This window comes from Bradyrhizobium sp. USDA3516 (assembly GCF_057651995.1).
The window spans coordinates 400,781-413,160 of sequence record NZ_JBYGYN010000008.1 but is presented as its reverse complement, the minus strand read 5'-3'; the positions used below and the strand labels follow the sequence as shown (position 1 = coordinate 413,160).

The 12,380-nt window shown below is 65.2% G+C and carries 14 protein-coding genes; 4 read left to right on the top strand and 10 right to left on the bottom strand.

Annotation, left to right across the window (positions count from 1 at the left end; genetic code table 11):
* Nucleotides 1–155: 155 nt before the first annotated feature.
* Both AC24YW_RS25720 and AC24YW_RS25715 read right to left on the bottom strand, forming a co-directional pair.
* Complete coding sequence (locus tag AC24YW_RS25720; protein WP_487485341.1) at nt 156–974, bottom strand: quinoprotein dehydrogenase-associated SoxYZ-like carrier; 819 nt, start codon at nt 972–974, stop codon at nt 156–158.
* A gap of 54 nt (nt 975–1,028) precedes the next feature.
* Complete coding sequence (locus tag AC24YW_RS25715; RefSeq protein ID WP_487485340.1) at nt 1,029–1,952, bottom strand: quinoprotein relay system zinc metallohydrolase 2; 924 nt, start codon at nt 1,950–1,952, stop codon at nt 1,029–1,031.
* A 123-nt stretch (nt 1,953–2,075) separates the two neighbouring features.
* On the opposite strand from AC24YW_RS25715, the gene AC24YW_RS25710 reads away from it, so the two are divergent.
* Entirely contained in the window at nt 2,076–2,951 is an 876-nt protein-coding gene (locus tag AC24YW_RS25710; protein WP_487485339.1) for a substrate-binding domain-containing protein, read from the top strand.
* On the top strand, nt 2,948–3,508 hold the full coding sequence (locus AC24YW_RS25705; protein ID WP_487485338.1) for a PQQ-dependent catabolism-associated CXXCW motif protein: 561 nt from the start codon (nt 2,948–2,950) through the stop codon (nt 3,506–3,508). Before AC24YW_RS25710 ends, AC24YW_RS25705 begins: the two co-directional genes overlap by 4 nt.
* 54 nt (nt 3,509–3,562) lie before the next feature.
* Here the strand turns inward: AC24YW_RS25705 and AC24YW_RS25700 are convergent, their stop codons facing one another.
* The 6 genes from AC24YW_RS25700 to AC24YW_RS25675 all read right to left on the bottom strand — a co-directional run bounded on the left by AC24YW_RS25700 (nt 3,563) and on the right by AC24YW_RS25675 (nt 8,420).
* On the bottom strand, nt 3,563–3,865 hold the full coding sequence (locus tag AC24YW_RS25700; RefSeq protein WP_487485337.1) for a copper-binding protein: 303 nt from the start codon (nt 3,863–3,865) through the stop codon (nt 3,563–3,565).
* Nucleotides 3,866–4,002: 137 nt separating this feature from the next.
* Nucleotides 4,003–4,617: a hypothetical protein gene (locus tag AC24YW_RS25695; protein ID WP_487485336.1), complete on the bottom strand. Its 615-nt coding sequence runs from the start codon at nt 4,615–4,617 to the stop codon at nt 4,003–4,005.
* Complete coding sequence (locus AC24YW_RS25690) at nt 4,614–5,462, bottom strand: ABC transporter permease (RefSeq protein ID WP_487485335.1); 849 nt, start codon at nt 5,460–5,462, stop codon at nt 4,614–4,616. Before AC24YW_RS25690 ends, AC24YW_RS25695 begins: the two co-directional genes overlap by 4 nt.
* Nucleotides 5,459–6,265, bottom strand: a complete 807-nt coding sequence (locus AC24YW_RS25685) for an ABC transporter ATP-binding protein (RefSeq protein ID WP_487485334.1) — start codon at nt 6,263–6,265, stop codon at nt 5,459–5,461. The genes AC24YW_RS25690 and AC24YW_RS25685 overlap by 4 nt, the downstream gene beginning before the upstream one ends.
* Nucleotides 6,262–7,230, bottom strand: a complete 969-nt coding sequence (locus AC24YW_RS25680) for a YVTN family beta-propeller repeat protein (protein ID WP_487485333.1) — start codon at nt 7,228–7,230, stop codon at nt 6,262–6,264. Before AC24YW_RS25680 ends, AC24YW_RS25685 begins: the two co-directional genes overlap by 4 nt.
* A gap of 8 nt (nt 7,231–7,238) precedes the next feature.
* Nucleotides 7,239–8,420, bottom strand: a complete 1,182-nt coding sequence (locus tag AC24YW_RS25675) for an ABC transporter substrate-binding protein (protein WP_487485332.1) — start codon at nt 8,418–8,420, stop codon at nt 7,239–7,241.
* A 60-nt stretch (nt 8,421–8,480) separates the two neighbouring features.
* On the opposite strand from AC24YW_RS25675, the gene AC24YW_RS25670 reads away from it, so the two are divergent.
* Nucleotides 8,481–9,050, top strand: coding sequence for a DUF3280 domain-containing protein (locus tag AC24YW_RS25670; RefSeq protein ID WP_487485331.1), 570 nt, complete (start codon nt 8,481–8,483; stop codon nt 9,048–9,050).
* 178 nt (nt 9,051–9,228) lie between these two features.
* Here AC24YW_RS25670 and fghA read toward each other — a convergent pair whose 3' ends face one another.
* Both fghA and AC24YW_RS25660 read right to left on the bottom strand, forming a co-directional pair.
* Nucleotides 9,229–10,074, bottom strand: a complete 846-nt coding sequence (gene fghA / locus AC24YW_RS25665; RefSeq protein ID WP_487485330.1) for an S-formylglutathione hydrolase — start codon at nt 10,072–10,074, stop codon at nt 9,229–9,231.
* 69 nt (nt 10,075–10,143) lie between these two features.
* Nucleotides 10,144–10,764: a response regulator gene (locus AC24YW_RS25660; RefSeq protein ID WP_036007891.1), complete on the bottom strand. Its 621-nt coding sequence runs from the start codon at nt 10,762–10,764 to the stop codon at nt 10,144–10,146.
* Nucleotides 10,765–10,970: 206 nt separating this feature from the next.
* Between AC24YW_RS25660 and AC24YW_RS25655 the strand changes: the two genes are divergently transcribed.
* Nucleotides 10,971–12,323, top strand: coding sequence for a histidine kinase (locus tag AC24YW_RS25655; RefSeq protein ID WP_487485329.1), 1,353 nt, complete (start codon nt 10,971–10,973; stop codon nt 12,321–12,323).
* Nucleotides 12,324–12,380 lie beyond the last annotated feature (57 nt).

The following is a 12,380-nucleotide window of genomic DNA, read 5'->3' as shown; positions in this document are numbered from 1 at the left end:
CGGTGGGCCACGATCACCGCCTGAACTGCCCGCCGAGGGTGGCAATTACAAACTCGGACCGCAATCCACGCGACTGCGGCCCTCTCTCCTGACGTCTTCCGCCTCAAAAAGCAGTAGCGCAACAGGCCCACAAGGGGAGAGGGGAAGAAATCGACTCACGTCCCCGGCTTCTCCACATCCCATTCATTGCGGAATACATGCCCGTCCGTATCCCGGGCCTCCGCGCGAAAGCGCTTGGCGCCGTTGGAGACATAGGTGAAGCGCAGGTTGGGATCTTCCGAGATCGAGATGCCGCCTTCCATCGACAGCACGTGGCTGTCGTCCTGCGTCAATCTGAGCTGGTGGATGAAGAAGGCGGGGATATAGAGCTGCGTGACCTGGTCCATCTGCAGGCCGGAATTGTTGGGATGGCCGATCATGATCTGCGCTTCGCGCACTCGGCTCGCCGGACCGTCCTCACGGGCGAATTGCCGGTAGCGCATCTGGCCGAGCCGGTTCTTGGCTTCCTCCACGTTCTTTGCAGCCGGCGCCGAGCAGCCGCCGGAGGCCTTCACATAGACTTTCGAGACGTAGAGCTGGCCGTCGCTGAGCTCGGCCACGGCGTGCACGTCGGTGTAATTGTTGACGCGCACGCGGGTCGAGATTTCCGTGACGTTGGCGTCCGGGCCGAGCTCGAACTTCGCGGCCATCGGCGCTGGATTGCGGTCGATCACCAGCGTGATCGAACGGATGCGTCGCGCATCGCCGGGCGGCAGCTTGCTGCGCAGCGTCACCGGCACGATGGCGGCGTCCTCGGCGCGATAGGGCATCTCGATGCCGATGACCTCGGCGCCGTCGTTCATCGGCCGGTTGCTGAAGATGTCCTGTACCAGGCCCGGCCAGGGATCGTAGGCCTCTTCCGCCTGCGTCGGCGCGGCGAAGGCGATGCCGAGGAGCAGGGCGATCAGGGGCAGGCGGCGTGTGCATCCCGTCATGGTCATGCTCCTCGGAACAGGCGAAGCCGATTTCCTGCCAGCGTAGCGCGCCCGCTACTCCCATTCAATTTCCGAGAATGCTGCAGTTGCGTTGCGAGCGTTGTAGTCCTCGAACAACTGCCAGTGCGGCCGCTCATCCGCGGCCGCTTTCTCCGCAGCGGCGCGGATCGGCGCGCCGCTCTTGTTCAAGGCGCGGACGTCGGACAGCAGCGTTGACAGGTAACGCCGCTCTTCGCTCAGCGCCGCAGGCCAGTCGCTCACAGGGCCGTGACCTGGAACAACGCGCAGCGCCGGGATCGTCTCTAACTCTTTCAGCGTGGCGAGCCAGCCGCGGATGCTGCCGTCCATCACCGGAATGTGGCGGAGAAAGACGAGATCGCCGGCAAACAGGGTTTTGGTGGTCTCGTCGAACACAGTCAGATCATTGTCGCTGTGGCCGGCCGGCCATGCGCGCAGCGTCAAGCGGCGCGAGCCCAGATCGAGCGTGAGCGTATCCGTCACGAGCAAGGTCGGCGGCACGATCTTCACGGGATCGATCAACTCGGCGCCCATGATGCGCCTGAAATTGTCGAGATAGAATGGCCCGCGGCTCGCCAGCGCCTGCGGCAGCTTGCTGTGTCCGACGAAGCTGGTTCCCTCCGCCACGAAGGCAGCATTGCCGAAGACATGGTCGGGATGGCCATGGGTGTTGATGACATAGCGGATCGGCTTTTGCGTGCGCGCTCGTACCGCCGCCAGCAGCGCCTCGCCTTCGCGCAGGCTGCCGCCGGTGTCGATCACGGCCACCGCGTCATCTCCCACGATGAAGCCGACATTGGCGATGTCGCCCTCATTCTCGCGGCTCATCAGCGCGATGGTCCCGGAGTGTACGAAGATTCCCGGCGCGACTTCGCTCACAGGCAATTCGGCCGCCCCGGCGCGTGCTAGCGTCGCTGCTACCAGGGACAAGGCTGCGATCACGAGAGCGATGCGAGACACTTTTCCGCCTCAGTTCAAACGATCCGTTTCATTGCGCTGCAACAATGTGAGCCGCAAAGCTGGCACACGTGGCGCGTCATGCGTTGCATGGATAACATTCAAACAAAACGAGGAGGAAGCGCGATGACGCGACATCGTCGCTGGTGGTTTTCACTCTCGATCGTGATCGCATCGTGTGCCTTTGGCGGCCTCGCCATTGCGCAGACCAACGAGACCGGAGATCTCTCATTCGAGCTGGTCGACCCGAAGGTGCTGCGCGTCTGCGCCGACCCGCGCAACCTGCCGTTCTCGAATGAGAAAGGCGAGGGATTCGAGAACAAGCTCGCCGAGTTTCTGGCGGACAAGCTGCAGAAGAAGCTCGACTACGTGTTCTTTCCGCAAGCCGTCGGTTTCGTGCGGATGACTCTTGGCGCACATCGCTGCGACGTCATCATGGGCTACCCTCAGGGCGACGACCTCGTGCAGGGCACCAATCCCTATTATCGCACGACCTATGCATTGGTCGCGAAGACCGGCAGCGGGCTCGAGGACGTCGACACGCTGCAGGACGCACGCCTGAAAGGCAAGCATATCGGCATCGTCGCCGGCACGCCGCCGGCGACGAATATGGCGTTGGCAGGCCTGATGGGCGACGCAAAACCCTATCAGCTGATGATCGACACGCGCTTCGACAATTCGGCGCAGGCGATGATCGAGGACCTCACCGCCGGCAAGATCGACGCCGGCGTGCTCTGGGGACCGATGGCCGGCTATTATGCGAAGAAAGCCGGCCCCTCGCTCCATGTCACGCCGCTGGTCAAGGAGACCACCGGGTCGAAGCTGGTCTATCGCATCGGCATGGGCGTGCGCCCCGCCGATCAGAACTGGAAGCGGCAGCTCAACCGCGTGATCCAGGAGAACCAGGGCGAGATCAACAAGATCCTGCTCGATTTCGGCGTGCCGCTGCTGGACGAGAACAACCGGCCCCTCGGAGCGGAGACGGCCAAGAAGGCGCCATGAGCCGGCCGCTTGCCGCTGCGTTCGTCGTTGCCCTGCTCGTGGCCCCGGCGTCGGCGCAGCAGCAGGAGCCGTTCGAGCCCGAGGGCTATCGCACCGACAATTATCGCGCGCCGGTGCCGGCGACGCTCGCCGGCGCGCGCGTGCTCACGACCGGAGAGGCGGAGGCGATCTGGCGTGCGAACAGCGGAGCCTTCGTCGACGTGATGCCGCGCGCGCCGAAACCGAAAAATCTTCCTGCGGGGACGGTGTGGCGTGACACGCCGCGGAGGAACATTCCGGGCAGCTTCTGGCTGCCGGACACGGGCTATGGCACCTTGCCGCCCGCCATGGACGATTATCTCCAGCGTGGCCTCGCGCGGGCCTCACGCGGCGACAAGGCCGCGCTGCTGGTGATCTATTGCCTCGCCGATTGCTGGATGTCCTGGAACGCCGCCAGGCGCGCATTGGCATACGGCTATTCCAATATCGCCTGGTATCCGGACGGCACCGACGGTTGGGAGCGCGCGAAGCTGCCGACGGAAGAGGCGCAGCCGGAGCCGCGCCCGGACCAGCAATGACTGGATGCAGGGTGCTTTGGCCGCCCCCTGTGAGCGGAAGACGCAGCGACGGTGCTATTTCTGCTTTTGCAGCTTCGTCAACGTGCCCGTGCCGTTGGTCTCGGTCGCGGAATAGCTCACCCTGTCGCCGGCATGGACAGCATCGAGCATCGCCGCATCCTTGGCCTTGTATTCCTGCAGCGCGCCGGCACTGCCGGTGCTGGCGCCGACCGTGCCCTTCTGCGTCTGCTGGATCGAGATCGTGCCGTTGAGCCGATCGATCCGCGTGATCATCCCGGTCATGTCGTCAGCAAAGGCGCTGGTTGCGAGCATGCTGAGGACCGCAGCGCCCGCGAACATGAATCTTGTGGTTCCCATCGAGGCCTCCCGACGTCTGGAGTTCACGTCGACAAGCCATGATAAATCGATTTGGTTCCGGCAGATAGCGCGGCGAAAGGTTAACGTTGCCGGGGCGATTGCGGGAACTTTTTCGTGAGCGGTCAGTGTGACTGACGCTATTCCATTTCCTGCTGGATCACGCGTCCGAGCGCGAACAGGCGCTGGTCGATCGAGGTTGGAACCTCGCAGACGAAGCGTACCACCTTGTGGCGGTCCTCGAAGATCCGGGTCTTCCAGATCAGCTCGTTGCTGAGCGCCTCGACCTTGGCTTCGTCGCGTGGTGTGGCCCCTTGCAGGGCCTGGAGCTGGATCGCCTCCTCGCGGATCTTGTCGGCGGCATCGCGCTGCTTGCGGCTGACGCGCTCGAGTCCGTTCATGACCTGGGAGCGCTGGGCGTTGAGCGTGTCGAACAGGCCGGCGAACAGCAGCTTTGCGTTCGCGGTCTTGTCGGCTGCGGAACCCGCAAGAAACTCCTTCACCAGCTTTTCCGCCTCATCCAGCGGCGTCTTGCGCGCCGCCAGCTTCGCGACGAGCGCGCTGATCCGGGCGTCGTCCTTCCATTTGTTCTGGACGTCGTCGAGCGGCGGACCGCCCCACACGGCCGCAAGCGAGATCTCGGGCACCTTCGCCTGGGTGCACGGCCAGTCCGGATAGCGGGGATCGGCGGCGTGCGCCGCCGTGCTCGCAACAGCGAGCACCAGTACAGAGGTGGCCAGAACCCGAACAATCATCCTTCGCCTCCCGCAGGCCCGCGTCGTGCCAGCCCGCGCGAGGGATCATAGGCCAGGATCGCGCCGATCATGAAGACGATTGTGCAAGCCGCGACCACCGCCAGCGAGATCCAGTTGACCTGGCCATACAGCGCAAAGCGGATCAGCTCGACCGCGTGGGTGAACGGATTGGCCTCGCACAGATAGTAGAGATAGGGGCTGCCCTCCCGCACCCGCCAGAGCGGGTAGAGCGCGGAGGAGGCGAAGAACATCGGGAAGATCACGAAGTTCATGACACCGGCGAAGTTCTCCAGCTGCTTGATGCCCGACGAGATCAGCATGCCGAGCGAGCCCAGCATCAGCCCCGACAGGATCAGCGCCGGCAGCACGGTGAGATAGCCCTGGGGCGGCGGGGTGATGTCCCAGAGCCAGGCGATCAGCAGGAACGCATAGACCTGGAGCAGCGACACCGCGGTGCCCGCGAGCAGCTTGCAGAACAACAGGAAACCGCGCGGGAGCGGACTCACCAGAAGCGTGCGCATGTTGCCCATCTCGCGGTCATAGACCATCGAGAGCGAGGACTGCATGCCGTTGAAGAGCTGGATCATCGCCATCAGCCCGGGCGCGATATAGACCTCGTAGAGGATGTAGGTCTCGTAGGGCGGGATAATGGAGATGCCGAGCACCTGGCGGAAGCCGGCCGCGAAGATGAACAGCCACACCAGGGGGCGCACCAGCGCCGAGACGAAGCGCTCGCGCTGATGCAGGAAGCGCAGGCCCTCGCGCCAGACGATGCCGCTGAGGCAGGTCATGTACTCGGCGAACGAGAAGCCGCGCGGCGCCTCGCGCGTTGCGATGCTGCTCATGCGCCGCCTCCAGGCATGGTCTGCGCGCACGTCAGGCGCATGAAGGCGGTGTTGACGTCCTGCGCGCCGGTCTCCGCGATGACGCGGCTCATCGGCCCCTGCGCCAGCACCTTGCCCTGGTGCAGCACCACGAGATCGTCACCGGGCATGATCTCGTCGAACAGGTGCGTGGCCCAGAGCACGCCGATGCCCTGGTCGGTCACGAGCTGGCGGACGTGGCTGATGATGTCGGCGCGGGCCTTGACGTCGAGGCCGACGGTCGGCTCGTCGAGCAGCAAAAGGCGCGGTCGGTGCAGCAGCGCCCGGGCGATCTCCAGCCGCCGCATCTGTCCGCCCGAGAGGTCGCGCACCTTGCTTGCGGCCCGATCGGCAAGGCCGATGCGGCCGAGCAGCTCGGCGCTGCGCGCCGAGGCCTCGCGTCGGCCGATGCCGTGCAGCGCGGCGTGATAGAGCAGGTTCTGAGTCAGCGACAGGTCGAGATCGAGCGTGCGCGGCTGGAACACGACCCCGAGCAGCCGCAGCGCTTCGCCGGGGCTCTTGCTCACGTCGTGCCCGAAAATGCCGACGCGGCCGCACTGGATGCCAAACAGCCGCGTGATCAGCGAGAACAGCGTGCTCTTGCCGGCGCCGTTGAGTCCCAGCAGCGCCGTGAAGCTCGCGGGCTGCACATTGAAGGACACGTCCATCAAGGCGCGCCGCGGACCATAGGCGTGGCTGACGCCGTCGATCGACAACGCCGGCACCGCGGCCCCTTCGGGTCTCGGCGTCTCCTGCGCTTCGGCGATCGGGGCAGGGCTGGTCATGGCGCGATCGCGACGCCCCAGGGCAGCTCGCCCACCTGAATGGTCTTGATCACCTTCTGCGCGGCGACGTCGATGACGGAGACGTCGTTCGACACACCATTGGTGGTGAGCAAATATTTCTCGTCCGGCGTGAACGCCATGTGCCAGACCCGCTGCCCGACCAGGAGATATTTCGTCACCTTGCGCGAGGCGACGTCGACTACGGCGATGCGGTTGGCGGGGCCGAGCGCGACGAAGGCGGTCTTGTCATCCTTGGTCATGGCGATCCCGACCGGCTGGATCGCTTCCTTGCGCAGGCCCGGAATCTCGAACGTGACCTTGCCGATCACCTCGTGCTTTTTGGGGTCGATGATCGAGACGGTGCCGCCGATCTCCGAGGACACCCAGACTTCCGACGAATCGTGCTTATACTCGGCAAAGCGCGGCCGCGCGTCCACCAGCACGTTGGCGACGATCTGGCGCGAGGCGGTGTCGATGAAATGCGCCATGTTGGTGGTTTCCGAGGTGTTGATCAGCGTCTTGCCGTCAGGGCTGATGGTCATGCCCTCGGGCTCGACGCCGACCTGGATGTCGCCGAGCCGGGCGCGCTTTTCGAGGTCGATCACCGTCACCGTGTTGTCGTTCTCGTTGGCGACATAGAGGGTCTTGCCGGCGGCATCCTGCGCGAACAGCTCGGGGTCGGGTCCGGAGGGCAGGCTGTCGACCACGGTTTGCGTCTTGGCGTCGATTACCTGGATGGTGTCGTCGTCGCCGACCGCGACCATCACGAACTTGCCATCGCGGGTGAAGTCGATGCCGCGGGGACGCTGGCCGACCTTGATGGTCTTGGTCACGGTCCAGCTGTCGGTATCGATCACCGAGACGGTGTTGCTCTTCTCGTTCGAGACATAGGCGATGAACGCGTGCGCGGGCGCCGCAGCGAGCGCCAGTCCGGAGAGAAGCCCAACACGCCACATGCGTAACATCTGCGTCCTCATTTCAGCTTGCATTTGCTTTCCGGGCGGTCGTAGCCGAGCGTGTCGAGCTCGGAGACCTGGTGCAGGAATCCTTCCTGCGGCGACACCGACACCACCATGCGGCCGTCGACCAGGAGGATCGGCTGACGCAGCTGCAGATTCCAGTCGCGCAAGGTGAGCCGCGTGCCCTTGAAGGCGGCGACCGAAAAATCCGGGCCCTTGATGAAATCGGTGACCTTCCTGATCTCGCCGGAATTGGTGCGCGAGGTGGCTTCGCCGATCATGCGCACGGCGGTCCAGGCCTGCATGTCGCGTGCGGTCATCCGCCGCGAATTCAGCTTGATGAAGCGGTTCTGCATCTGGATCGCGCCCCACTGATCCTGCGATGCGTCCCAGCTGCGCGGCACGAGGCCGGCCGAGCCCGCGACCGGGCGCGGATCCCAGGTGCGATAGGGCAGATAGGCGCCGAACACCTCGCTCTCGTCGGCGGCAACCAGCACGTCATAGGCCGGTGCCTGCTGCGTGAAGACGGGGATCTGGCGCTGGATCTGCGTCACGCCGCTATCGGTGCGCCGCGCGCCGCCCTTGTCCTCGAAGGTCCGCTCCTGCACGATCTTGGCGCCGAACCGCGCTGCCGTACGCCTGATAGCATCGGCGAACAGCTTGTCCTCGTCGTGCGAGCCGACCACCAGCAACCAGCGCGACCACTTCTTCCACACCAGATATTGGCCGAGCGCGTCGGCCAGCATCGCGCGCGTCGGCGCGGTATGAATGACGTTGGCACGGCAATCGGCCTCGCGCAGCCGCTCGTCGATCGCGCCGGCGTTGAACAGCAGCGTGCCGCGGTCGCGCAAGGCGTCCGCGACCTTCAAGAGTGCATCGGCGGGCAGGTCGGCGACGATGAAGCCGTTCTTCTCGGCGAGCGCGGTCGCAGCCTGCGCCACGTCCTCGCCCTCCCTGATGCGGCGCTCCTCCAGCGTGAAGCGCTGGCCGGTGAATTTCCCGGTGGTGTTGTTGTCCTCGATGGCAAGGCGCGCGCCGGCGAGGCCGTCGTTCTCGGCGGGCTGCTCGGCCAGCGACAGCGTCGATCGGGTGCCGGCGATTGCGAGATAGCCGACGCCGATCGTGACGGGATCGGCCGCAAGCGCGCTCGTCGCGGCAAGACCAAAGCCGATCAGGCCGGCCAACCATCGGATCATGTTTCCTCCAGACGATCTCCCCGGCTTGACCACCGGTGAAGAATTGTCTCTGCTTCAAGCATGACCAATTTGTCAGGCCATGCAACCCCGCATTTCGTCCCCGCGCGCGCGAGGCCGGGAATCACGATCATGCGAGCATTGTTGGCGATCGCAGCTTTGCTGTTGACGGGCTCGACCGCGCTCGCCGATCCGCCGAAGCTCGCGGTGTTCGATTTCGAGCTGGTCGACACCAGCCTGCCGGGCGAGTTCTACGGCTCCAAGCCGGAAGAGGCGCGGCTCGTGCGCATCAGCGAGCAGCTGCGCAGGGAATTGGCAGAGTCGGGCAAGTTCCAGGTGCTCGACATCGCGCCGGTACGGGAGGCCGCCCATCGCGCGAACCTGCAGGCCTGCGGCGGCTGTGACCTCAAGCTCGCCGGACAGCTCGGCGCTGATCTGGAGATCACCGGCCTCGTGCAAAAGGTCTCGAACCTGATCATCAATCTCAACATCTATCTGCGCGATGTGAAGACCGGCAACATGATCACGGTTGCCAGCGCCGACATGCGCGGCAACACGGATGAATCCTGGTCGCGCACGATGAGCTATCTCATCCGCAACCGCCTGCTGGCGCCGAACTACGGCAAGCCGTGAGGGGGACTCTTACCCTCCCCTGGAGGGGGAGGGTCGATCGCGCGTAGCGCGAGCGGGGTGGGGTGACAGTCTCTCCCTCGAGGCGGTGCCCGCGTGGAGAGATCACCCCACCCCGCATCGCATTCCGCTGCGCTTCATGCGCTGCGACCCTCCCCCTCCAGGGGAGGGTAAGCAAACATCACCCCTTCAATCTCTCCGCATGCCAGTGCAGGTGATCGCTCATGAAGGTCGAGATGAAATAATAGCTGTGGTCGTAGCCCGCCTGGCGCCGCAGCGTCAGCGGGATGCCGGCCTTGGCGCAGGCGGCCTCGAGCAGCTCGGGCCTCAGCTGCTCCTTCAGGAAATTATCGGCCTCGCCGATGTCGACCAGGAAGCCGGAGAATTTCGCGCCGTCTTCGATCAGCGCCACCGTGTCGTGGTTGCGCCAGGAATCCTTGTTCGGCCCGAGATAACCGGTCAGCGCCTTGATGCCCCAGGGCACGAGCGAGGGCGCTACGATCGGGGCAAAGGCGCTGGCTGCGCGAAAGCGGTGTGGGTTGCGCAGCGCTACCGTCAGCGCGCCGTGACCGCCCATGGAATGGCCCATCACCGATTGGCGCCTGCCATCGACGGGAAAATTCTCGGCCACCAGCTTCGGCAGCTCGTCGGTGACATAGCTCCACATGCGATAATTGCGCGCGAACGGCTCTTGCGTGGCGTCGACATAGAAGCCGGCCCCGAGGCCGAAATCATAGGCGTTGTTGGCATCGCCCGGCACGTCGGGCCCGCGCGGTGAGGTGTCGGGCGCCACGAAGATCAGGCCGAGCTCGGCACAGGCCTTGCGGAATTCACCCTTCTCGGTGACGTTGGCATGCGTGCAGGTGAGGCCGGAGAGATACCAGACCACGGGCAGCTTGGCGCCGTCCGCATGCGGCGGGATATAGACCGAGAACACCATGTCGGTCCCGGTCGCCTGGCTGGCATGGCGATAGACGCCCTGCACGCCGCCATGGGATTTGTTGGTCGAGACAGTCTGAATCGTCATGCCCAAGGACTCCGTGGCATCTCACCACATCAAGATTGCAACGCTTGTGTGACCGAATTGGTGGCGTGGTCAGGCGACGCCGCTGTCGATCGCCAGCCGCACCAGCTCGACCGAGGTCTTCACCCCGAGCTTCTGGCGCATGATGGACGAGGTATTGGCCACCGTCTTGTAGGACGATTGCACCAGCCACGCGATCTCGGACAGGCTCTTGCCGGCGCTGAGCAGCCGCAGGATCTCCATCTCGCGCGCGTTCAGCTTCGACAGCGGGTTTTGCGCCAGCGTCGGTCCGGCGAACGCGATGCTGCGCGCGATCGCGGTCGGAAGATAGGTGCCGCCGCTCCCGACGGCGCGGATCGCCTCGACGAGGTCGTCGGGGTCGCCGGTCTTGGAGACGTAGCCCTTGGCACCGCACTCGATCGCGCGCGCAGCGAAGGCGGGGTCGTCGTTCATGCTGAACATGATGATACGCGCCTCGGGTGCGCGCTCGAGGATGCGGCGCGCGAGCTCGAAGCCGGAGACGGTCGGCAAATTGATGTCGATGATGCAGAGGTCGGGACGTTCGACGATGAAGACGCACTCGCCATCCTCGGCGTCGGCGGCCTCCAGGATTTCGATCTCGCCCTCGTCGGCCAGCACGGCACGGCAGCCGGAGGCGACGATGGGATGATCGTCGACGATTAGAATGCGCATAGGCGTTCCCCGCGACAGCCACTTCCCTTGCAGCTTGCCTGTTCTGCGCCGCACGAGACTGACCAGACAAGACGCGCGCGTCTCGTGTCGCCTCATGCAACCCGGCCGGGATTGCTGTACGCTTCCGATTAGATATCGGGCGGTTCGCCTCTGTCAACGTCGTCGGACAGGCAGGGCCAACCCTTCGCGAGGCACGAGCAAGACCAATGTGGCAGAATCTTTCCTTGCGCGGGCGCATAAATCTCTTGCTGGCGCTGCTGCTGGCGCTGGGGCTCGCGGTCAATATCGGCCGCCAGATCGCCGAGGCCGGCCCGCGCGTGCAGGCCGAGGACCAGAGCGTGATCCGCCTCGCGCGCGAATTCATCGAGATGATCGTTGCCGATCTCAACGAGGCGCCCGACCCGGATGCGAGGCTGAACCAGATCGCCCGCGATCTCAGCCGCCTGCGCCATGTTAGCATCGCGCTGCACGATTCCGCTGGGAACCCGCTGACGCCCCGCCGGCTTGGCTCCGATGTCGACACGCGCGCTCCGCCGGCCTGGTTCGTCAGCCTGGTCCATCCGGAGCAGACCGCGGTCAGCGTGCCGGTCTCGATCCGCGGCAAGCCCGGCTCGCTCGTGATCACCTCGCATCCCGACGACGAGATCGCCGAGATCTGGGACGGTATCGTGACCCAGCTCGAGGTCGGCTCGGTGATCGCGCTAGCGCTGTTTTTCCTGATGATGAAGGTGGTCGGCCGTGCGCTGGCACCGCTGCAGTCGCTGGCGGACGCCATGGGGAAGCTCGAAAGCGGACATTACGAGGCCCGTGTCGCGCCGGGCGGCGCGCCTGAGCTCGCGGCGATCTGCACCAGGCTCAACCATCTTGCCGCGACGCTTGGTGAAGCGGTCGAGGACAAGCGGCGCCTTGCCGAGCGCGCTGTGTCGCTGCAGGACATCGAGCGCAAGGAGATCGCGCGCGAATTGCATGACGAGTTCGGGCCCTATCTGTTCTCGCTGCGCGCACATGCGAGCGCGTTGGCGAAGCAGGCGGATGGACGCGAGCCGAGTGCCGATGCCGTACGCAAACATGGCAGCGCCATGCTGGAGCAGATCAATGCGCTTCAGCAGTTCAATCGCCGCGTGCTCGAGCGTCTTCGGCCCGTGGGCCTTGCCGAGCTCGGCCTGCGCCAGGCGCTCGAATCTCTGTCGCGGCTGTGGCGGGAGTCGCGTCCCGACGTTGCGATCGAGACTTCGATCTCGCCGGCGCTGGGCCCAACCGGCGAGACCGCCGATCTCACCATCTACCGCATCGTGCAGGAGGCGCTCACCAATGTGTTCCGCCACGCCGGCGCGACCTCGGTCAGTGTCGTCATCGAGCCGGCCGAGCAGGCCGGCGGCCGCTGCTGCGCCCGGGTTCTGGTCAGCGACAATGGCCGCGGCATGGAGCCGGGCCAGAAGCTCGGCTTCGGCCTCGTCGGCATGCGCGAGCGGATCCTGGCGCTCGGCGGCACGCTCAATGTGGTCTCCGGTGAGGGCGGTGTGACCGTGGAAGCGCTGGTGCCGACAGCGGCAACCTGATCGCATACGAAGCGATCGGGAAAAATTCCCGATTTGGTCGGGAAGATGGGTGCGGGT